This window comes from Gottfriedia sp. S16(2024), from assembly GCF_050473765.1.
In the GTDB taxonomy this organism is placed as follows: Bacteria; Bacillota; Bacilli; order Bacillales; family Bacillaceae_G; genus Gottfriedia.
On the sequence record NZ_JBFLUO010000001.1, the window covers coordinates 4,944,517 to 4,966,118 of the forward strand.

20 protein-coding genes are annotated in these 21,602 nt (G+C 29.5%); 4 read left to right on the forward strand and 16 right to left on the reverse strand.

Going from position 1 to position 21,602, the window contains the following annotated elements; all coding sequences use genetic code 11:
- Window positions 1–137 precede the first annotated feature (137 nt).
- From AB1282_RS23900 to AB1282_RS23945, 10 genes are all read right to left on the reverse strand, one after another.
- Window positions 138–830: a hypothetical protein gene (locus AB1282_RS23900; protein ID WP_429900761.1), complete on the reverse strand. Its 693-nt coding sequence runs from the start codon at window positions 828–830 to the stop codon at window positions 138–140.
- A gap of 443 nt (window positions 831–1,273) precedes the next feature.
- Window positions 1,274–1,714 (reverse strand): exosporium protein C, encoded by a 441-nt coding sequence (locus AB1282_RS23905; protein ID WP_390312496.1) that lies wholly within the window; start codon window positions 1,712–1,714, stop codon window positions 1,274–1,276.
- A gap of 1,147 nt (window positions 1,715–2,861) precedes the next feature.
- Window positions 2,862–3,380, reverse strand: coding sequence for a hypothetical protein (locus AB1282_RS23910; protein WP_429900763.1), 519 nt, complete (start codon window positions 3,378–3,380; stop codon window positions 2,862–2,864).
- Window positions 3,381–3,395: 15 nt separating this feature from the next.
- Entirely contained in the window at window positions 3,396–3,800 is a 405-nt protein-coding gene (locus tag AB1282_RS23915; protein ID WP_429900765.1) for a hypothetical protein, read from the reverse strand.
- A gap of 217 nt (window positions 3,801–4,017) precedes the next feature.
- Entirely contained in the window at window positions 4,018–4,596 is a 579-nt protein-coding gene (locus AB1282_RS23920; protein WP_429900767.1) for a hypothetical protein, read from the reverse strand.
- 1,127 nt (window positions 4,597–5,723) lie between these two features.
- A complete protein-coding gene (locus AB1282_RS23925; protein ID WP_429900769.1) occupies window positions 5,724–6,311 on the reverse strand; it encodes an ATP-binding cassette domain-containing protein in 588 nt (195 codons plus the stop codon).
- Between the two features lie 1,506 nt (window positions 6,312–7,817).
- Window positions 7,818–8,099, reverse strand: a complete 282-nt coding sequence (locus AB1282_RS23930) for an uberolysin/carnocyclin family circular bacteriocin (protein WP_429900771.1) — start codon at window positions 8,097–8,099, stop codon at window positions 7,818–7,820.
- Window positions 8,100–9,261: 1,162 nt separating this feature from the next.
- The gene (locus AB1282_RS23935; RefSeq protein WP_429900773.1) at window positions 9,262–9,498 is read right to left on the reverse strand and encodes a hypothetical protein; all 237 of its coding nucleotides are present in this window, start codon (window positions 9,496–9,498) and stop codon (window positions 9,262–9,264) included.
- The gene (locus AB1282_RS23940) at window positions 9,499–9,882 is read right to left on the reverse strand and encodes a hypothetical protein (RefSeq protein ID WP_429900775.1); all 384 of its coding nucleotides are present in this window, start codon (window positions 9,880–9,882) and stop codon (window positions 9,499–9,501) included. It lies immediately after the preceding gene.
- Window positions 9,883–10,011: 129 nt separating this feature from the next.
- Window positions 10,012–10,656 carry a hypothetical protein gene (locus tag AB1282_RS23945; RefSeq protein ID WP_429900777.1) on the reverse strand — a complete coding sequence of 215 codons (645 nt, stop codon included), beginning with the start codon at window positions 10,654–10,656 and terminating at the stop codon, window positions 10,012–10,014.
- 688 nt (window positions 10,657–11,344) lie between these two features.
- Between AB1282_RS23945 and AB1282_RS23950 the strand changes: the two genes are divergently transcribed.
- Both AB1282_RS23950 and AB1282_RS23955 read left to right on the forward strand, forming a co-directional pair.
- The gene (locus tag AB1282_RS23950) at window positions 11,345–12,238 is read left to right on the forward strand and encodes a hypothetical protein (protein WP_429900779.1); all 894 of its coding nucleotides are present in this window, start codon (window positions 11,345–11,347) and stop codon (window positions 12,236–12,238) included.
- A 1,328-nt stretch (window positions 12,239–13,566) separates the two neighbouring features.
- Window positions 13,567–15,273, forward strand: a complete 1,707-nt coding sequence (locus AB1282_RS23955) for a hypothetical protein (protein WP_429900781.1) — start codon at window positions 13,567–13,569, stop codon at window positions 15,271–15,273.
- A 42-nt stretch (window positions 15,274–15,315) separates the two neighbouring features.
- On the opposite strand, the gene AB1282_RS23960 is transcribed toward AB1282_RS23955, so the two are convergent.
- The 6 genes from AB1282_RS23960 to AB1282_RS23985 form a co-directional block, all read right to left on the reverse strand.
- Complete coding sequence (locus AB1282_RS23960) at window positions 15,316–15,792, reverse strand: GNAT family N-acetyltransferase (protein WP_056475972.1); 477 nt, start codon at window positions 15,790–15,792, stop codon at window positions 15,316–15,318.
- Between the two features lie 58 nt (window positions 15,793–15,850).
- Window positions 15,851–16,198 carry a DUF6054 family protein gene (locus tag AB1282_RS23965; RefSeq protein ID WP_056475975.1) on the reverse strand — a complete coding sequence of 116 codons (348 nt, stop codon included), beginning with the start codon at window positions 16,196–16,198 and terminating at the stop codon, window positions 15,851–15,853.
- Between the two features lie 39 nt (window positions 16,199–16,237).
- Entirely contained in the window at window positions 16,238–16,765 is a 528-nt protein-coding gene (gene pyrE / locus AB1282_RS23970) for an orotate phosphoribosyltransferase (protein WP_056475976.1), read from the reverse strand.
- A gap of 528 nt (window positions 16,766–17,293) precedes the next feature.
- Complete coding sequence (locus tag AB1282_RS23975; protein ID WP_390312422.1) at window positions 17,294–17,821, reverse strand: DUF3916 domain-containing protein; 528 nt, start codon at window positions 17,819–17,821, stop codon at window positions 17,294–17,296.
- A gap of 171 nt (window positions 17,822–17,992) precedes the next feature.
- Window positions 17,993–18,187, reverse strand: coding sequence for a hypothetical protein (locus tag AB1282_RS23980; protein WP_429900784.1), 195 nt, complete (start codon window positions 18,185–18,187; stop codon window positions 17,993–17,995).
- A 337-nt stretch (window positions 18,188–18,524) separates the two neighbouring features.
- On the reverse strand, window positions 18,525–19,037 hold the full coding sequence (locus AB1282_RS23985; protein WP_056475996.1) for a DoxX family protein: 513 nt from the start codon (window positions 19,035–19,037) through the stop codon (window positions 18,525–18,527).
- Window positions 19,038–19,266: 229 nt separating this feature from the next.
- Here AB1282_RS23985 and AB1282_RS23990 point away from each other — a divergent pair, with 229 nt between their 5' ends.
- Window positions 19,267–19,995 (forward strand): TIGR02206 family membrane protein, encoded by a 729-nt coding sequence (locus tag AB1282_RS23990; protein WP_056475999.1) that lies wholly within the window; start codon window positions 19,267–19,269, stop codon window positions 19,993–19,995.
- Window positions 19,996–20,153: 158 nt separating this feature from the next.
- A complete protein-coding gene (locus AB1282_RS23995) occupies window positions 20,154–21,398 on the forward strand; it encodes an NAD(P)/FAD-dependent oxidoreductase (RefSeq protein WP_429900786.1) in 1,245 nt (414 codons plus the stop codon).
- Window positions 21,399–21,602 lie beyond the last annotated feature (204 nt).

Here is a 21,602-nt window from a genome sequence, read left to right on the forward strand (position 1 = left end):
AAAACAGAATATCATTATTTGATTAATCCATATTTATTTATTCCTTTGTTGGGTGCAATTATAATGTCTTTTTTAGAGAAGAAAAAGTACAGAAATTGGAAAATAAGTAATTTATTCCATCTTAAATCTAAATAATTTTAATTTTTATTAATTAAACGTATTATATTAAAAATATATCTTTCTTTACCTTTTTTGGTATATTCTTTACATTGCATAGATGTAGAGCCTGACCCATCTAGTACAATTGAGTTAGTTGAATTTAAACCTAAAGCTTTAATATAATTTTTTAAGCTTGGAATGCTTTGTGGAATTTCAGTAACAATTAAATATACATAGGTATTATCCCAGGCTAATACAGTTCGATTAATAGGTAACTTATATGCTCCCCCTCCCCATGAATCTGAAGAATAATCAGTTCCTCCAATTATTTGAGTATATGTGGGATATTTTGAACTAATATCTTTTCTTTGTTTTGCATACATATAAGCCATTTTTTTCTTTCCGCCTGAAGTATAAATCACCGCTGTTTTCCTAGAAATTAATTTAGAAGAAGTGCCGTTGTAATTATAATTTTTAGCAAACTTTTTCCCTTTTACATTTAAATTAACATTGTTCTCAGCTATATCTACACAAATTGACCGAGAACCTATAGGTATATTATTATAATTACTACTCTCAAAAAAACCTCCGTTTATTCCATAATAAGATGTGTCTGTAAGTGGTTTACAGATTGTCTCTGTGCAAATATTACTAATTTTAGTTTTGATTACATGAAGTGTTGGTCTTCCCATTATCATTAGTTCTTTTGAATACTTGTAATTTGTTGCCATAAGTTCGATCCCTCCAAATTTTTATATCTTACATTTTGTAAGTAAATAAATTAGGTAGGAATCTATTAAAATAATTATGAAAAATCTATGACACCTCTTCAAAGTTCAGTAAATCAAAAAAATAACTATATTATGTATCTCAAATAAATAGTTTTGTTTTATGTATTAATTATCTAGTTCATTATAGTTCTGATTAAAAAGACTTTGCTTAGTACTTACCAATGCATAAAAAATAAAGAACTAAAAATAGTCTTTTCCATTTGTTTTTCTGCTATTTTATTACTACGGCTATTTTGCAAACTATTCATAGGATAGGACGATTTAAAATTTCAATTGCGATATCGATTAAGAAATATAAATATAAATATAAAAAAATACCCCTTAACAAAAAGGGGTATTAGATGACCTTACGATTACGGGTAGTCTAAGGTTGCCTTGAAACTTTAATCATCACAGTCATCACGACCTACTGCTAAACCACTAAACGAGATTGGTCCTACAACAGCTGCTTCTGTGCCACTTGTAATATTCTCAGCTGTTACTTGATAACGATGTCTTCCCTCTCCTACATTCTTATCAATAGCTTGGAATGTCACAATATAATTAACCTCTGATGTAGGATCAGATTCAATTCCATTTTGAGCTCTAAAGATTTCTTTACCATCACGAAAGATTTTAAATAAAATTTGTGATGTTTCAATTAACCCTTGAACACCTACTGTCGCAATTAATTCCACATGATTTTTACATGCATTTCTACAAGGTATTTTTATATCGATAGATGCTAGTACAATACGTTTCGGAGAATGAGGAATAGCAATTGGTTTATCATTGTTAACCATGCGAATTGGTTCTGTTGCTTGATAATCAACAATACGAAACATTATATCACCCCCTTAATTCGTATGATATAAAGTATGTGGATAAGAGAGATTTAGATTGGACAAACAGGTAGTGATATATTTAAACCTTTCTTATCCTAAAAAATAAGTCTATTTGTTTATATGCAACAAAAATAGTTAGAGTGATGTCCTACCATTTCGGTATGTCAACCTAAGGGTGTATGGCTCCCCAAAACTGAGGTATCATATTTCGTACTCTATCTACTAGCGCTCCTTTATTGCTTCAGTTATTTTTTAAACTATAAATTCAGACATTACAAATCTATTATTCATTAGAGATAGTACTAGGGTAGCAAATGGTTCAACTGGTATTGCAGTAATTGCAGGATATTTTAGCGTTGGGATTAGTGCAGCCTTATGTGGTTTAAATGTTGCATACTATTATAATTTTGTTAATGATGAAGGCTACAGAAATTCAGAACATAGTCGTGGCATAATTCTAAATTGGACATGGCCTGGACCTTATTGGACAGAAAAACAGTAGAAATGAAGTGATAATATTGTTAAAAATTATTCTTATTTTATTAATGATATATGCAATATACTGGGCTAATAGTGGTAAACCAAAGCTTATCGATATATGTTCTAAAATAACTTTTAGATATGTTTTATTATTTTTACTTCTGTTTATAATTTTTATAAATCTTTCAATGTTTATTCAATTGTAAACAAAATTGAAGGGTTCTGTCTAAGTCAGCCCCTATGCGAATGCCCGTCCACAAAAAGAGCCTAATCCCAACCGGGTAGGCTCTTTTTAAATATAAATTGTATTAATGTTAACAACTGGACTTTAACAAACAATTTCTACCTCTCAAAGTAGATACCTATAACAACTTGAAGTAATGTAACCAACTAATGAATAATGAAAATGATATAAAATAAACAATATATAAATTTATAATTAAAATAATAATACAGATAATTTTATTACTTGTTAAAAATGCTGATATAAAGCCGATTAAAGGTAGGAATATCAATGCAATTTGTAGAGTAATATTTTCAAAATTATGCATTCCCCAAGGACTAACATGAAGCATTGAATTTTTAAAATACATAAAATAGTAAACTAACCAAGCTATCCAAATGGCCAAATTATAAATATATATGAAAAATGTTTTTTTCATAGTGATCACCAAGTTATGCTAGCGTGGGTATCCGGATGAAATGAAAACTTTTTAGCCGGTGATACAGAAAAACTAATCCCTGATAAAGCTATTGAAGGTGTTAAAGTATAAGTACTTTGTTCAGAGGTAGGAAACATTCCTTTGTCTTTAGTTGTCCATGTTGTTTCGTCTGCAGGAACATCCCAGTTGGAGTGCACAGAACCGTTAAATAATATAATTTGATACTTTGTAACCCCCTCAATTGGCTCCCAAGAAATATCTAAATATCCTGTCTCTGTACCATCTTCATTAGAATATGCTTCAACTGCAGGCATAGGCATCTGAGTATACTTAGTATTTACCACTCTACCTTGAATAATAGACGGTGCTGTTAAACTAGATTGTGTACTTACTTGATTAATAGTTTTTTCGTTTATTGATTTCGAAATCTCTTCAGCATGGGATTTCATGGGAATAATGGAACCTAATATCGTTGCAGCTATTGTTATAATAGTTACGCTTTTAATTTCCAACAAATAATTCATAGAAAATTGTCACCTTTAACTTTTATTCGAATGCAGGGATCTATTAATAGATTTATCTTTAATTAATTTCATTATGTGATTGTTATCACTTAATCCTGTAACAAAATTCCAATTAACGTAAAAGTAAATAATTTCATCATTTATTAATGACATCTTTATCGGTTTCGCTGATTCTAAGAAGAAAAGTCTAGATTGAGTCATGAATGAATTTGAACTAACTATTCTATCATTTTCTAATTTCAAATCAATAATATTGTGCCATTTAATAACTTTCCAATCTTTAAACTCAATTCCATCATCATGAATAACTAATTCTCCATGATGTGGAAGTAAGTTTTTTACATGAACTCTAGTCATTAATGATAATTTCTGTTTTTCAATTTCAATATTAGTTGCACCATGAAAGATTAATTTTTTCATTTTCTCAACTCCTAATACTTTTTTGATAAACCAATATATCAGATATCAGCCGTTTAACACGCTATTTTCTGGAGCAACATCTCTTAGATCTAAAGTAAAGTGTTATTAATATCCTTTATTATTAATCTAAAAAACTCTTCCTTGAGTCCATTTTGCTTAATCATATACTTGGCAAATATGTAACGATATTTAATCTATTTAACCTGAACTATATTAGTTAATTATTATACTCAATAGTCTTTTCTATTTGTTCTTCTTTAATTCCCAAGCCATACCATGTTGGTGGTGGAAGTAAAACTCTTTGTTTGTTTCCATCTGAATAATGTATTGATGGCCTTATCACCGTGACTGCATAAGGTGATTTTTGAAAATCAAATTTAATAGGAAATTCTTCATCTTTTTGTTTATTTGCATCAATAACAAATGGTTTAATATTTAATACTTGTTTACCATTTAGTTCCGAATCAAATTTGTTTATTACAATTTTATTGTTACTGTTATTTTGTAAACTATAGATGTAATTATTTTCTTCACCTCTAATAATAGGATAATTGTTACCTACTTCCAGCGGCTTATCCGAAGTATCTTTAATTACATTTATTCCTAATGCTCCGACATCATATTTTTTCAAACCACTCTTAGTTAATATGGTTATTTCCCTTATTGCTGTTTTTCCTTCAAACTTACCGACAATATTAAGCACCAAATTTTTCACATGATACTTTCCAATCTTAGCTCTTCCATTAACTTCAAAGCTTTCAATACTAATAGAATTTTCATTTTCATTACTTAACATGATTGAATCAATTTTAGTAAAAAAGTCTTTCTTATCACTTGAATAAATATAGGTAAAATTCAGTGGTGTTTCTTCTCCTACTCCAAGACTATATGACCCGTTAATAGGAAGAAATGTATTTGATATTGGTATAACTACATTAGCTGGGTATGATTTACTTTTCTTTTAAAAAAACATTATTTGACCTGTCAATAAAACTAGTAGAAAGATTGAGACAATAAATAATAAAATAATAAATAATATTTTTCTGCTATTCATGTTTTTTACTTAAATAGATCTCCTATTTTTTTAGTAAACGTTTACAAAACTATCTTAACATTATAAAAGGTAAAATTTACTAATACTCATTGTCATTATTGTGAACATTTTCACATCATATGACTATGGAACAAGACTTTAATTCTTTGAATAATGCTTCCTACAATATTCAATCTCATTTTTGTAATTTCACTACACATTTTATCTCTTCTATAAAATAAAAAAGTACTGATTAATCAGTACTTTCAGCTTTGATTAGAACTACTATTAAGTTATTTACTCAAATTATTCTCTTAATCAAAAGAATTTTTCATAATTTACATCTTTGATCAAAATTTATCCACTTTTGACATAATATCAACCATATTAATGAATCAATTAAAAAGATTTGATTATAAATAGGAAAAGTTTCTGGGAAATCAAAAGAAAAATATTTGCCGAAATTATCCCTACGTTGAAATATATTATATCTTTAATTTTTAATCCCAATAGAACAGAAAATAATAATGAAAAAATAATAGGTGTAATATATTTATAATCTTGTAAGGTAAAGAATAATTGATTATTAAATAGTAATAAAAGATACGTTATTAAAAATAATATTTCATTAACTAAGAAAATAGTATTTAAAACTTTTTCTTGATTTTTTTTATAATCTAAATTATATGATGTAAATCTGTCTAAAATAAAGTTAAACAAAATATTAATAAAAAGAATTAATATTAGCATGACAAATAATATAGCAAATATAGCTATTATTATATTTGTTTGTGACCACTGAATTTTATAAAAGTTCTTTATTTCTATAAATAATAGAAAAATGATCCCAAATAATAGAGAAAAGTTCATAAAAAATATTCGTTTTGAATTCATAATACTAATCTCTTAATGTCATATATATTACTTAATAATTGTTCTTTGTGATTTATAATAAACACAAAAGTTTCGCCATTGAAAATTCTTTCCTTTACCAGTTCGCAAGTAGCCATGTCTAAATGCTCAAAAGGTTCATCCACGAACAAATATTCCCAAGGATAATCAGTAAATAAAGCTGATATGATTATTTTTTGCTTAGTTCCTTTAGATAAGTCCTTGCAAGAAGTGTGTCGGTTACTCTCTAGTCCAAGTAGTTTTATTAATTCGTCAAGATTGATGAATTGATTTGGAATTTTCAACATCTTATTAAGGTAAAAAAGTAGAAAATCTTCTAAAAGCATATAAGGTTCGTAAAACGGGGTTGATGGAACAAAAAGGGTTTTACTTTTATTGTAATTTAAGTAGCAATTACCTTCATTGACCTTGTTTATTCCCAATATAATATTTAATAGTGTAGTTTTTCCTGATCCGTTTTTACCTTGTAACCAGTATTTTTTATTATCAAATAGGGTTAAACTAAAATCTTTAAAGATATAGTTTTCCTCATGATAGAAAAAATCAATATTTTTTAATTCAATCAAAAAAAACACCTCTCAGTAGCTTCAATTGTTGCAGATATAATTAAAAGAACAATAGAAAAAAAGATTAATTTAATATAATTAGTATAATTTAACTCTTTTTCTATAAAAATATCTCTGAATAAAACCCATGACATATAAACCCATATTGTCATAGCATATAATTCAAATAAAAAATGGGGAAGAAATAAAAATAATGTATTTTCAAAATTATATTGTAGAATGTAGATTTTTAATGATCCCACTGTAATATATAAGTCTAATAATAATTTTCCAACTCCTAGTATTGGTATTATATAGAAGATAACAGCCATTAAATTGTTGGAAAATATTTTAAACACATTTTCTGGTTTGCATGCAGCATTCTTATATACTGAATCAGAATTTATATTAGATGGTACATCCACTAAAATTAAAAATAGAATAAATAAGCAAATTATACATAAAAAATAGATATTTAATTTTTTAATAAAAATCACCCAATGTAAATTATGTTAAATGCAATAAAACCAAAAAACAATTCCATGAAAAAAAAGTAAAAGAAATAATTTTTTTGTCCTTTAAATGATTCATACATTACTATTTTATATGTAAATAGTAATAAAAGATAAAAAGCAAAGGCATTTACTGCAGTAAAAGTTAAAATGTGTATATGATAAAATCCTTTATTTATTAAAAAAAGAATAATAAAAATATTCATGCCTATAAAAGAATGGAAAGTATTCCTGTATAAAATTGTTTTCTTATAAATCTTTATAAAAGGAACTCTTAAATATTTGAATTGCATAAACAGTTGTCTGTAGTTAGCATTTGCATATATTAATTCCGAGTAAATAAATAAATTGGCACATAAATAAAATAATGGAATATTTATCACTGCGTATAGAGGAATACGTCCAAAGCCAGACCAATTAAAAGAAATGAATATCAGAAACATCCCAAATGCAAATAATAAGAAAAAGAGTTTTAAAACTTTTATAAAGTTCTTTTGATTTTTATTCTTTATATTTACAAGATAAAGTATGTTTAATGTGATAAATAATAATATAGATACAAGTGAGCTAAAAAAACTAGTTAAAGAAATGTAAGAGAAAACGTAGCTTAAAAAAACAAAGATTAGGACGATTATCATCCAAATAAATACCATAATTTTCTCTTTTAAATAAAAAAACAAAAATAAATATCTATCTCCGTAAAACTTATAGAAATCATACTGTAAGGTTGAAATAATATTCTTGTTCCCGCTAATCATTGTCACCAATGTAAACAAAAATAGTATATTAATATCCAATGATATAAAAAAGACATTAAATCTATTAAATAGATACAATAGCTCAACTGGATAACAAATAATAAGAAAAATACATAGGAATAGTAAAACTATCCCTATGAATTTAACTAATAATTTATTTATTTCAGATTTTATTAACAAGCTATTAAAAATAGTTTTAACCTCTTCACTTTTTAACTTTAAAATAGCTTTTAACATATATCTCTATTTAGCTACTTTTACCAAGTAGTTGCATAACCTTTTCCATATTTTGAAATAATTTTTTTAGCGGTAATAACAAGTGCGGTTGAAATAACTCCATATCCAACAATAATCGCAACTAGACTAATGATCGTTGTAATAGTACTAAATGTATCAATAACGGTTATAACTTTGCCAGCTACTGTAGTCGAGATACCCAAGTTAGCTGCAAGAAATGGCAAAGAAATAGTTAAAATTGAAAGCAATACAGCCATTCCTAATACATACAAAATTGTTTTTTTATTCATCACTAAAGACATGATAATGCCCCCTTTTTTAATTGGTAGAGTCTAATATCCCTGCTAGTGAAATTGATCCATATGTGAAAGACTATGGTATCAACTTCACCATTAACATGAGCAAGATCGAAATACAATTACCATTGCATCTATAAATGAACCTTGCTTGTCAAAGAGAATGCGGTGGGGTTAGTGCTTTGCGGGTGTATAGTAATATCCCCCTTACAAACTCAGTTGAAAATTTTCTTAAATGTAAAATGACGTCATAGCATAAACTAAAATGGTTATTTATTATACTCAATTGTCTTTTCTATTTATTCTTCTGTAATTCCCATACATGTTTTATTTCATATCATATCTCCTAATTTTTTTAGTAAACGTTTACGAATTTAGCTTAACACCTTAAAAGGTAAATTTTACTAAAATACAGTGTCATTTTTGTGAACGATTTCACACTTTTATCTACGGCTGAGTTTACTCCTATTGAAACCCCATGAAAATTCAACAACTATGAGCTATTAACATGCATTATTCCTATATTATTTTTAATCTTCACAAAGGTACTTTTAAAAGTAAAAATCTGTAACGTTTTACTAAAACATTCACAAAAATTCCACTAAATTTCATTCCGTAGATTACTATAATTGAAAACATTATATAGTACATAAAGAGGTGATCGATTTGATAGATAAGGTTTCTAATCAATTCAAAATATAGTAATGAAATATTTTGTTTTCTTTGGTAGATTAGACTAAAAAAGGAGTAATTGAAGATTATGGATGAGAATATTTTTCTAAAGGATGAGAAAGATTTTACTTTTTATAGAATACTATCTATTTCATCTGGGATGCAGTCTTTTTTTCTTATGTTAAATACTCGTTTTATGATTGAAAGTATCGTGAATGTAGTTGTAATATGTTTATTTTTTTTAAGTTACTTAATTATTTTTATAATAATGCCTAAAACTAAACGAAATTATCTATATATTATTTTTAGTTTTTTATTATTTGTATGTATTTCAATATTTGCTATTAAATAAAATAGCGGAGGTCAGCATTGAATAATTTGATGCTAACCTCCGCTATTTTAAATTGTTTCAGTCCAGTAAGATTTTATTAATTTTGTACGCGCTGAATCGCTGTATATATATATTGTATCTAAGAATACAAATTGGTAATCCATCCTATTGAGGCCGCTTAATCTGTATCATTGTTTTTATATATTCATTATGAGGTTTGTCTTTCTTATCAACCCAACTTACTTTTATAGAAATCTCATTTAATTTCGCTATTGTGTCTTCGAATGTCTCTTCAGGGAATAAGTTAAAACTTCTACCTGCCGAAATACCTCCTGGAGATTTAATAGATGGAGAAATTGTAAACTCCTTAGAAACTGCTTTATCTGAAAAAGATTTTTTCACTTAAATGTTCGTAATCAACAAATCGAGAGTATACAATACTTCATAAGCATTAATTGGTAATTGACCTGAGACGATGACATTTTTCATGTATGTTTTTGCTTTTGAAACTCTAACATCAATCTCTATTCTTCCCTCAGCAGAATGATAAGTTTCAGCTCCAACTTGAAAGTTTTTACTATTTGATAGGAAATCAGATGGATTTTTCTTCAAAATATCTGCGGATTCAACTTTCATCGTATTGTCACCATTTTTCTTTGTTAAAAAAGTTTGTTCTGTAGTGGTTGGTGTAGAAACAGGTTTCGATTCTAGAGGTTCTATTTTTTCACAAGCTGTGAAAATCGAGATAGTTAAAACTATAGCAATTAATATAACTAGTTTTTTCATTTTATGAGAACGATATAGGGTCCCCCTATTCCTCTCCTTCTTTTTTAGTTTTTGTCCTTTATAAAGATCTCCATTATAAATTAAAAGTTAAATTTAGCTTACAAATTCAGGTGTTTTATAATAGTTGTATCATTTATACCAGTTTGTCCAAGCCCGATCAGAAATAGCTTTATTATTTTTGTAGTAAGTTGAATAAGCAATTTTAATCGCAGAGTATCCTTTAGATGGTACATAATCAACGTGTACAGTTCTAGTTTCATTGTATTTTTTTGAACGATAAGCATTTAAAGCATGTTTAAATGTTTCTTCTTGTTCTGCTGTATAGTAAGTTCCCCAGCTCTTACTAGTTTTGTAGACTTGGCCATTTTTTTCTGTGTAACGGTATGATTTAAATGTTTGTACAGACGCCCCAGCAGTTTTATCAACTGAATCTAGCGCAAGTGATAATCCATCTTGAATAAAACAGTAAACAGTACCAACTAGTTTTCCTACGATATACATACTCACGTTCCATATTGAATTCGCAGTAACTCCACTCTTTTTCTCAACAAAATAAAGACTTCCGCTAACAGGATATTGGTAAGTAGTAACCCTTGTTGTTCCCGGTTCTATCGCTTTTGGTGTAACAACTGCATTTGTTTTAATTGTTGGAGCTGTAGTTGCTGAAGATGCTTTTAATTTCGCCTTTGATTCTTGCACATGAGAAGTGTCATAATACACGACAGACTGTACTGGTTTTTCCAGTTTGTATCCCTCTTTTTTAATGTAATTCAATTGTGAATTTTCCTTTTTAGCCTAATCGATTTTATACTGAACTGGGCTTGCTGCAAATGTAGGTGTTCCTCCACATAAAATCCCTGCTGTCAGTATGGCTACTCCTAACTTCTTAAATCCTAAGTACTTTTTCATTTTACCTCCCCTTTCTCCGTGTCCTTACTAAATCATTAGAAATTTTCTTAAATGAAGTAATCTTTTTTATATCGTAACTACTAGTTTTTTAGTAAACGTTTACGGAATTAGCTTAACTTTTTAAGAGGGAAATTTTACTATAACTCATTGTCATAATTATGAACGTTTTACACTTCATTGATTTTACTACTTCAATCGCTTCTATGGGAAGCCTATAAACGCTACGAAACTATGATTCCATTAACGATATTATTAATACTAAAAACTATATGAATTTTCACTATGGTACTTTTTTTAGTAAAAATATGTAAAGATTTACTAAAACTTTCACAAAAATTCCACTGTATATATTCTCCAGATAACTACAATTAAAGACATAAATAAAATATTTTCATAAGAGGTGATTGTTTCGGTAGTTAATCTAGTAAATTAGTTTTCTAATAAATTTAAAAAAATAATATAGGAGGGAAATTTACTATTCGGTTTTTAAAATGTTCTCATTTCTTAATTAAAAAATAAAATTTTTGTATTTTAAAAAAAAACGGAGGTCAATATGAATATTAAACGAAGATATAAACACAGTTTTTTATTACTATTAAGCACACTTTTATTTGTTGGAGGACTTTCAAATGTCTTTGCTAATGCTGAGGAAATTCAAAATAAATCCACCGAAGAAATACATATTTTATCTGAAGAACTAGTGAGTCCAGTTCAATTTAATACTTTAGAAAGCATAAAATTACAAAATTTAGGTTTTTCATCTGATGAAATTAATAGTATGTCAGTTGAAGAATATAATGGTTTCAAAGATTTATACGGATCAAATTTAACTACAGATGAAAACTACTATAAGATAACACAAGAGATTCCTTACTCCGAGCCTTCTGTTGAAGAAATCTCAAAAGCTCAAGCAATTAATGAGATTAATACAACAAAGTTAGCTCGAGGTACTTCCTCTAAAACAACTGGTTATTTAAAAATGACGACTTCTTCTTCAAAATTAAGTAATGGAAATACTCTATTAAAAAACTCGTTCACGTGGCTAAAATCCCCAAATATGAAATTAACTGATGTAGTTGCTATTACCCATTCTGCAAGTTCTGTAAAAATTCCAAATACCGATAAGTTTAGTTATAAATACACAGATGGTAAAGGAATACATTCAGTTGGAGCAACAAGTACCACAAAAAATAACAAAGGAATCGCAAAAAAATTCAAATTAAAAGATTTGGGGATTAATGTGGCACCATATAATCACAACGGTTATCTTTCAGTTGAGGTAACTAAAGGAAATAAAAATGATATAACTGCTAATGCTTATGGTCACTATACACATCTTACTTTGGGTGTAACATCATCAATAGACATTAAAACAGGAAGTATAGGAGTTGGGATATTTTGTACCAGTACTGATATGGATGAAACTATGATTAAATTCAATTATTAGTATTAAAGAGGTTACTCAAATGAAAAATATTTTTATTTTTGCAATTGCTTCACCTATTGTATTTTATCTTTTATCATTAATACTATTTTTACTTAATTTTGATGAAATAACCTCGTTCTTTATTACTCTATCTATATATTTAGGGGTAATAATTGGACTTTTATACAAAATTTATAAAAATATAAAATAGTTTCTAATTTAGTTTGGCGTGGTTACCCTTAATTAAGTAACTGGGTAAGTGCCTCAATAAGGGTAAAGCCGGTGAAGTATTAGAACTAGATTTTGAAAATAACAAAGAAGCATTACAACTGTTTTTAAATTAATAAAAGGACGCAAAATGCGTCCTTTAAAGTAAATAATCATTATAAACTTTTATCTTACAGTCTCCAATTTAGTATAACTCAAATTCTTCCCTAAAAATCCCTTAAGCTCACCAACTAACTCCTGAAACACAGGATGCTCATGATACATAAAATCATTATGCTTACCATCAATTATATACAACTCTTTTGGTTCTGCTGCCACCAAAAAAAACTGAACCGACTCATCAACCGGATGTAAAGATTATCCTTACCATGCGCTACAAACGATTCACAGTCAATATCCTGTGCAATCTTATCTGCATTCATATTAATAATCGAATCAGTAAACTGCAACTGAGTCAACTTACCAAACGGTGATAAAATAGCAAGCTCCTTCTGAACATAGAAATAGTTTACTAGTCATTAGAGGTCTTTGAAACATAAAAAAAGATTGTCCAATAATTAGACAATCTTAATCCCACTATTTAAGACTTCATTATACTAAACTATTAATATTCGGTTCTTCAGAAATCAATAGAATCCTAAAGGTGTACTCTAAGACATCAATAATAAGAAAGGTGAATTGAATGTTGAATGAGGAAAATAGAAGAATAAATAATTGTAAAAGAAATAAGGTGTTATGCAAACAATTCTACTGCTGCTGTCAAAACAACCATTGGTGATCGAACTTTTGTTGCAAAAGATAATTCACTCGAAAGTGTTATTGGCGAAGTACGAAAACAACGCCATGATCGATTAGCTCAAAGTAGAATTCAAACTGCAAGATTTATGGAAAAATTAAATAGTATTGGATGCAAATAGGAGTAATTTTAAAACTTCAACAACAATGATTTGATACACAAAAAAGCCTGAATTCACGATTATCAAGTAATCGATGATACAGGCTTTTATTTTATAACTCAGTATATTTTTCTACTATTTAACAGTGGCTATCTATCCGTATTTCAAATAAAATTAAAATATTGTTAGAAAGTATAACTTACAATTAGATATCGGAGGATTATTGTGTCAAATTATAAATCACAACTGAAACGCATCGTCGAAGGATTAAAACAAACAGATTCCACTATTCGCCATGATGCAATTTTTGAATTAATCGAACTATCAGAAGTCGATGACCTACAATTTAATTTATTAACTCTAGAATGGTTAGCAAAAGAAGCTGCTTATCCATATCCAACATCATTTAAAGGATGGGATGAACCTAGTTACCACTTGATCAAATTCATCTCTCATTTCGAAATACCTGAATTAACAGAAGCCTTAATCAAATATTACCCTGAATATAGTAAGGCTGCTAAAGAAGAAGTATTTCGATACATAACCTTATTTGATGGAGAAGAGCATGAACTAGCAATCTTGGAATTAATCGAACAAGATATCCAAAACAAACAAGTTGTCTTACCATTAGATGTGCTATACGACAATCCTGGCATCATTATTAAACTATTAGAAAAACATACTGAACTATTCGAAGTGGAAGAATATAAAACTACTTTTTATCGATTGTTATCATACTGTTTAGATAAAAATTATCTAGACCGCTTCAAAACAAAATACATCGCACCATTGTTATTAGTAGATTACCAAAAGCAAGTAGATGAATTTCTTCCTTATCAAAATGATTATGATATTAAGTTTGTGTATGGATCATGGAAAGAAACCTATTTACAAATCCGTTCAATTATGGCGATCTATCTATCTTTAATGGAGTATTACTTTAATGATGAAATGACACCTTTTATAAAAGAAGCAATGTCATTTACTGACCCGTTTATTCGAACTAACGCAATTATTGCCGCTCTTCAACGAGACATTGATGTACCAGAAGAACTATTGTTAGACTGTGCAACAAATATAGAATCCACAGAATATTTTTATTCGGAAATACTTAGAATCCGTAAAGAACACTTATTCCCTATTAAAGAGAATAAACAAGCATATTTTGCTAAAAGTCATCTGTTTCTATATATCGTCCAAGAACATGATTTTGTACCTGAAACAATCGAGTTAATCAAACATCTAGATATTGAAAACACATATAACCAACCAATCCGTTATTATTTAGCTTCCGTTTCCTATGATGATCAAGTCATCCCGGCCTGGGTAGGTGCTTATGCTCTTGAGGAAGAAGACGACTCGGTCCATATGTGGGAAGGAACTTATTTAGAAGATGGACAATTCAATGAAAAATCAATCGAAGAACATGTACAACTATTTATGGACAAAAGAGAGAATGAAAAAGAAGAAGATGCTTCAATTGTATACTACGAAGGCAAGCCAAAACTAAGTAAATGGTTCTACACTTGGTACGTCCTACTAGCTTTTAGAGGATATCAAGCATTCTCTACAAAGGATCCAGTATACATCACTTTAACAACTATATTTGCAGTTTTAATCGTTTCATATCATATCTACAAAACCAAACTATTAAAAAACAAAATCGAAATCGTCGGGAATGTTGTCCGATATTCCGAAAAGGACGCTCACTCCCAAATTTTACTAGAAGACATTAAAAAAATCACAATTCAAAAGTCTAACATGAAAACAAGAATGCTTGATCGACGTTCCAAAGTCGTAGCCATTTACAACAAACAAAATAAAGTTGCACTAGAATTCCCATTGGAATGTGTATCTTACGATGAATTCGCAATTGTTGTAGATGAACTGACTGATCATTTAAAAGAGCAACCACATATTCAGCAGCAATGATTTAATTAAAAATAGAGATGCCGTTATTGGCATCTCTTTTACTTAACCTAATCGAAACTCCATTTTTCTATTTTTTGTCGTCATTCCAATTGACTCATAAAAATGGATTGCTTTTTGATTACTCTCCGAAACTCCCAATTCAACACTATCAATGTTCAATTCTTTCGCGAAATCAATAATATATTGCATGAGTTTTCTTCCAATACCCTTTTTCCTACTCGCATCATCAACACATAAACTATTAAGCAATAAGATTTTCCTTGCATTAACAAAAGAGTTTTCAGGTATTTCCTCTTCCTTCAAAACAGCTACACCAAGTATTTTAGAAGCTAAGGTAGCCACAATTATATGTTGTTTATCATCTTTTAGTTGGTTATTAAATTCCTCTTCACCTACTGGAGTAGAGTTCTCTTTGTATAGGTCAGGTCGTTCAAGAACGTGTAAATCGTGAACTTGTCTAAATAATGGTATTAATGACTCGTAGTCTTCTTGATTGGCATTTCGAATTGTAATCTCCATGCATTTTCACCTCTTTAGGTTGTTTTAACTGTGCTGTAATTTTCACTCATACACTAAATTAATTATCCTCAATTATTTCCAATATATTAGCTGCCAACTTTAGTCTGATTGGTTTAATAAAACTTTTTCCTGCACCCCAACCAATATCGAATATTCCATCTCCATTACCAGATGAAATACACTTAACATACGTATCACCACTAAAGTTATCAATTGTAACGGTCAATGTTGCTGTACTATTGTTTCTAAAAAAGTATTTTTGAAATACTAGGATTACAATTTCTTTTTCTTCAGCAGCTTTATAATCTTGAAAGATCAAATTTGATTGTAAATCTGTGTCCTCTAAAATTAGTTGAGTTGCTTGAGTTGGCTTTATGTTTACAGTGAATTCCGTGTAATGTTTCATATGTTCCTCCTTTGAATGTGATAAATAGGTAGAATTAATTTATTTCGTAACCGCAACTAATTCATCCATTGTAAGTAATGAGTGTAAAATTAACCCTGCTTCGTATAAATTTTCTTTACCATTTTGTTGACGATCAATTACACATAAGACATCTTTTACATTGGCACCAACTTGTTTTAAATCTTCAGCGCTAAGTTTAATCTGTCCGCCAGTCGTCACTACGTCCTCAATAATACAAACCTTCTTATTTTGAATATCGATCCCTTCTGCAAGTTTGCAAGTTCCATAGGCTTTTGCTTCTTTTCGAACAAATACGACTGGTATTCCTGTTTTCAACGATAAAGCTGTGGCAATCGGAATACCGCCCATTTCTAAACCAGCTAATACTTCAGTTCCCTCTGGTATGTATTTTGATAGTTGATCAGCTATTTCTCTTAAAAGTGTTGGATTCGATTCAAACAAATACTTATCGAAATACTCATTTGATACTAATCCCGATCTTAATGTAAACTCACCTGTTAAGTGGGCAATATTATAAATTTCTTGTGCTAATTGATCTTTATTCATTATTAAGTCCCCCTAAAAGTTATCTAGTTCCCAACTAATTTTAACAATAATTTCCTTTAAGTTTCCAAAGCAAATTATCCTATTTAATTGTATTAAATTCCACTTTACGCAATAAAAAAAGTCGACTAAACAATCGATCAATACAACTGCGTTAGCCGAACCTAATCCCTAAAAATATCAAGCAACATTCTCAGTAAGATTTGATTTAATTAATTCCGGATGAAATGCAAATGTCTAAGCACTGATACCCCCCTCTATATTCATGAATTTATCATGAAAAAGACTTATACGTTTTACTCTTAAGATAGAGTAAGATTATTTGTTGACTAATCATCAAAGACGATCCTAAGAACAGTGTAAATACTGCTCTTGCAATTTTGTTTTTTGAAATTCAGTACTTGCTTGATCACATCCACAAAAAAAACTGCACCTTCAATAGTTAGTAATTTCTAACTTTTGGCGTGCAGTCTTATATCAGCTCTTTTGTATAAGTGTAAGCTTCAGAGTTTTCTCCTTACATCTCTATTCTTATGATAAATTTCCAATAAGCCACATCGTTTGATTTTTTCTAGCTTTAAAATTACAATGATAGCCTTTTACTTCTAAGTACGATGGAACATTTATTTGCCACTCTCTTTGTAAGTAATTCGGGTCGACAATTGGGATCATTTCTTTTTTGAATCTACCATTATGATAAAGTCCTCGATAGAAATCATCTAATCCTGCTTTTGTATAACCAATGGATACCACAATATACTCCATATGAGGAAGAAAGAAGAAACACATAATTCGGTATTCACTTTCTTTTATCGTTTTCAGATTATGTAAATTACTAACAAAATTAATAATCTCTTGTAAAAAATCTCTTTTTTTACGTCTTGGAATTAATTCAAACTCACCAATCAATTCGAACATACGAAAATGAAAAGCATCGTATCCCTTATACGTACTACTTGTTGAACGAGGAGTTGGTAGTTCTTTAGAAAGTTCATTTATTTCCCTTTTAAGGTTACGAATTCGTCTTCGTTCTCCTCTTAATTTCTTTTGTCTTGTCATAAATAAATACCTCTTTATTTCATCATTTTAATGCTTCATTGTACTCCTTACTTTTCCCCTTTCTTTTAAGTATCATCAAAGCTAATAATTAACTCTTGCTTTAGTTGAAGTATAGAATGAAGTAATAAATAAAATAGAAAAAACGATAGAATCATCTATCGCTCCTTTTAGCTATTTTTGATCTTCACTTTCATTTAAACGGTTTAATTTCTTTTGATTCTCTTTGATCCAAAAACTAATAATAACAACCGAAACATACATAAATGCTGTCATGTACATCAAATGGACTTCTTCTAATTGTTTTAATAAAGTAGTTAATACACCTGCAGCAATTGTTATTTGTAGCAACACAAAATGAAATCTCATATTTCCCATTCCTTTTTACTTACTTTTCTTATTAAAAAATATGTTTTAAAGTTTCAACAAACGTCTTTTTTTCCTATTGTTCACAATATTGTAACATATTAAAGCAAAAATCATAACGATTTTAAAATACCGATATTTCCCAAATAATTTATTATCAATTTTTTGCTAATATAGTTGTTGTATGTACGATCGTTTACACTAAAAAAAGGATAGAAATAGTAGAATTTACTTCTACATTTCTATCCTTTTTTATAAAAATTAAAATAATAATATGATTGCTTAAATGTTGAATTATTTATTTTATTTCAATGAAATAACGATGTTTTCTCTTTTTAACTTATGCTACTTTTTTTTCTACTCTATGATTTTGCTTTATTTCACCTAATTTGGGAACAAATTTAGTAATAAAATAATCTAAACCAAATCGACCTGCATTTGAGCCTGCTACAATAATGAATATACTTAATAAAACTAATTGTGGGTTAATGCTTGTCGTTCCACTAAACATGAATGCAAAGTTCATCATAAGTGCAAAGAATGTTGCTGTTTTTGTAAAGCAACCAATGATTAAACCAAGACCAATAGCAAATTCTCCGACTGGTACTAAGAAATTAAACAAGTCAACATGCGGGATAGCGAAATTTGTTAAAAAATCTGCCCACCAACTTTGAACAGCTGGGTGCTCGCCCGTTGCACTTTTTACGGCGAAAGCAAGGAAACCTGACGCGTCGAATCCTCCACTTGATAACTTGCCCCAACCTGCAGTGATAAACTCGTATCCGACGTACAGACGAAGAATGGTTAATACACCTGCAGCTATTTTATTGTTACGTAGGAAATTAATAAACATATAAACTCCTCCTGTTGATTTAATTAAATTTATGTGTGCTATGTTTACAGATTGATTATACAATACACTTTGTGAAGTTTTTCACATTATTAGTGAACAATTTGTGTCTTCACATAGCAAACAAATGGAAAACGCGTCAAAAACTCAACGCCTGTATAGAACTAGCAAAATTTGCCCCAAACTATCAATACTTGCTCATAAAAATCAAATCAATTAATGGGGTATTGTGTTGGAAAGATTTTTTCAATTTCATTCAAAATTAGGTCCGTTTCACCTTTTTTCATTAAATCACCTATTAACAATCGGAATCATATTGATACTCAGTATTCTTCTATTTGTCTTTAGAAAACAGATTCAAGAATCAGAGAAAAAACGCTTTTTTCGTTTCTCTTTAGCAATTCTCTTATTGGCTTCTGAGATTTTTTATCATATATGGCTTGTGTATGAGAATGCTTGGTCGCTTAAAACGGGTTTACCACTTGAACTTAGTGATATTACTGTCATTCTGGGAATTATAATGCTTCTGACAAATAGCTATAAAGTATTTCAATTCATGTATTTTGCTGGTTTAGCCAGTTCCATTCAAGCCATCTTGACACCTGATCTTGGGCATTATTCGTTTCCACATTTTCGATATTTCGAGTTTTTTGTTTCGCACGGAGGAGTGGTGCTTGCCTGCTTGATTATGGTAGTGGCCAGCAAATATCGACCGACCATAAAATCCATGTGGGTGACCGTTCTCATAGTTAACCTTTATGCAGCTTGCGTATTTTTCATTAATAAGTTGTTAAAAGCTAATTTTATGTATCTCATGAAAAAGCCCGAAAATGCTTCTCTATTAAATTATCTAGGACCTTGGCCATGGTATCTTCTCTCGGCTGAATTAGTGATGATTGTGAGCTTTTACATATTGTATAGCCCGTTTTGGTTAAAAAGGAAAATAGAAAGAGATCAATAATTTATGTTAGTGACGACATAGATAACTACAGCTATGGCTATGTTATTTGATTAATATTTGGAGTTAGTCATATCTGCACGTCAATGGGTTTTTCTTGCATACATAAAATTGAGGTTGGAAATAGTAACATTATACTTTTTAATAACAGGAGGATATAGATGAATTTACAATCTGGATCCTATTATTGGCCAACTACTTTTCCTGATGCTCCAACATATCCAACATTGGAAGAAGACCTATCATGTGATGTATTAATCATTGGGGGTGGAAGCTCAGGGGCACAATGTGCATATTATCTTTCCGATACTAATTTAGATGTGGCTGTAATTGAAAAATCAACCATTGGCAGCGGCAGTACTAGTACGAATACGGCCCTCCTTCAATATTCCGGTGAAAAAATGTTTACAGATCTGATTAACACCTTTGGAAAAGGTTACATCGAAAGGCATTTACTACTACTGAAAGAAGCCATAAATGAAATTGAAGTAGCCTCAAAGAAAGTCAACATTAATTGTGAATTCAACAGAAGGGATACTCTCTATTCCGCAAGCTGTGTAGATGATGTTAAAAGTCTAAAAAAGGAATATGAATTCTTAAAACAGCAAAACTGTGAACTTACTTTTTTAACAAAGGAAGATATTGAAGCAAAATATCCTTTTAGCAGGGATGCCGCTATTTATTCATTCAATGATGCAGAAATTAATCCTTTCAGATACACTCATGCACTTTTGGATTATGCCGCAAGCAAAGGAATCCGTATATTTGAACATACTGAAATGAATGGTCACCATTATGATAAAGAACAAGATAAGATGATTGCTTCTACAAAGAATGGTCATTCTATCAAAGCACGATATATTATTTTTGCAGCAGGTTATGAAGGAATAGAGATTAAAAAGGAGAAAAAAGCTTCCTTTGTAAGTACATATACGGTAACAACCCATCCAGTCAAAGATCTTTCCGATTGGTATAACAGAACCCTCATTTGGGAAACCGCTCGTCCTTATTTATTTATGCGTACAACTAGCGATAACCGGATTATCATTGGCGGACTTGATGATAATACTTCTTATTCTGAGGATCGTGATAGTAAACTGATTCACAAAAAGAAGAAACTGATTGAAGAGTTTAATAAAATGTTTCCAACTATTCAAGTACAGCCAGAATATTACTTAGCTGCATTTTATGGAGGAACAATCGATGGCATTCCAATTATCGGAAAATATGAAGCATTTCCAAATAGTTATTTCCTATTTGCCTTTGGAGATAACGGGACTGTTTACAGCCAGCTACTGTCGAAGCTTATTGCAAAGGAAATTGTTGAAGGTAACTGTCCAGATTTAGCTCTTTACTTGCAAGAACGACCTTTGCTAAACAATGGATTTTTTAATTCTTCCAATTGATTCTATTTAACATATAGGCTCTGTTTAACTTTAATGTTGATAATTACATAATAATAGAGGAAACTCCATTTGTGGGTTTCCTTGATTATTGTAATATTATTTCATATTTATTTCAGCTGAACGTGTGTAGTATTTGGTTCATTTTACTTATTACAGTGTAATCTATATAGTTTTTGGTTCGTTTTTCCTATTTCGGCAGAATCT

Excerpts from the sequence above, each read along its gene's own strand:
- AB1282_RS23900 (WP_429900761.1), bottom strand. The coding sequence starts at position 830 with ATGGCAACAAATTACAAGTATTCAAAAGAACTAATGATAATGGGAAGA.
- AB1282_RS23905 (WP_390312496.1), bottom strand. The coding sequence starts at position 1,714 with ATGTTTCGTATTGTTGATTATCAAGCAACAGAACCAATTCGCATGGTT.
- AB1282_RS23910 (WP_429900763.1), bottom strand. The coding sequence starts at position 3,380 with ATGAATTATTTGTTGGAAATTAAAAGCGTAACTATTATAACAATAGCT.
- AB1282_RS23915 (WP_429900765.1), bottom strand. The coding sequence starts at position 3,800 with ATGAAAAAATTAATCTTTCATGGTGCAACTAATATTGAAATTGAAAAA.
- AB1282_RS23920 (WP_429900767.1), bottom strand. The coding sequence starts at position 4,596 with ATGTTAAGTAATGAAAATGAAAATTCTATTAGTATTGAAAGCTTTGAA.
- AB1282_RS23930 (WP_429900771.1), bottom strand. The coding sequence starts at position 8,099 with ATGTCTTTAGTGATGAATAAAAAAACAATTTTGTATGTATTAGGAATG.
- AB1282_RS23940 (WP_429900775.1), bottom strand. The coding sequence starts at position 9,882 with ATGAAAAAACTAGTTATATTAATTGCTATAGTTTTAACTATCTCGATT.
- AB1282_RS23950 (WP_429900779.1), top strand. The coding sequence starts at position 11,345 with ATGAATATTAAACGAAGATATAAACACAGTTTTTTATTACTATTAAGC.
- AB1282_RS23960 (WP_056475972.1), bottom strand. The coding sequence starts at position 15,792 with ATGGAGATTACAATTCGAAATGCCAATCAAGAAGACTACGAGTCATTA.
- AB1282_RS23965 (WP_056475975.1), bottom strand. The coding sequence starts at position 16,198 with ATGAAACATTACACGGAATTCACTGTAAACATAAAGCCAACTCAAGCA.
- pyrE (WP_056475976.1), bottom strand. The coding sequence starts at position 16,765 with ATGAATAAAGATCAATTAGCACAAGAAATTTATAATATTGCCCACTTA.
- AB1282_RS23975 (WP_390312422.1), bottom strand. The coding sequence starts at position 17,821 with ATGACAAGACAAAAGAAATTAAGAGGAGAACGAAGACGAATTCGTAAC.
- AB1282_RS23980 (WP_429900784.1), bottom strand. The coding sequence starts at position 18,187 with ATGAGATTTCATTTTGTGTTGCTACAAATAACAATTGCTGCAGGTGTA.
- AB1282_RS23985 (WP_056475996.1), bottom strand. The coding sequence starts at position 19,037 with ATGTTTATTAATTTCCTACGTAACAATAAAATAGCTGCAGGTGTATTA.
- AB1282_RS23995 (WP_429900786.1), top strand. The coding sequence starts at position 20,154 with ATGAATTTACAATCTGGATCCTATTATTGGCCAACTACTTTTCCTGAT.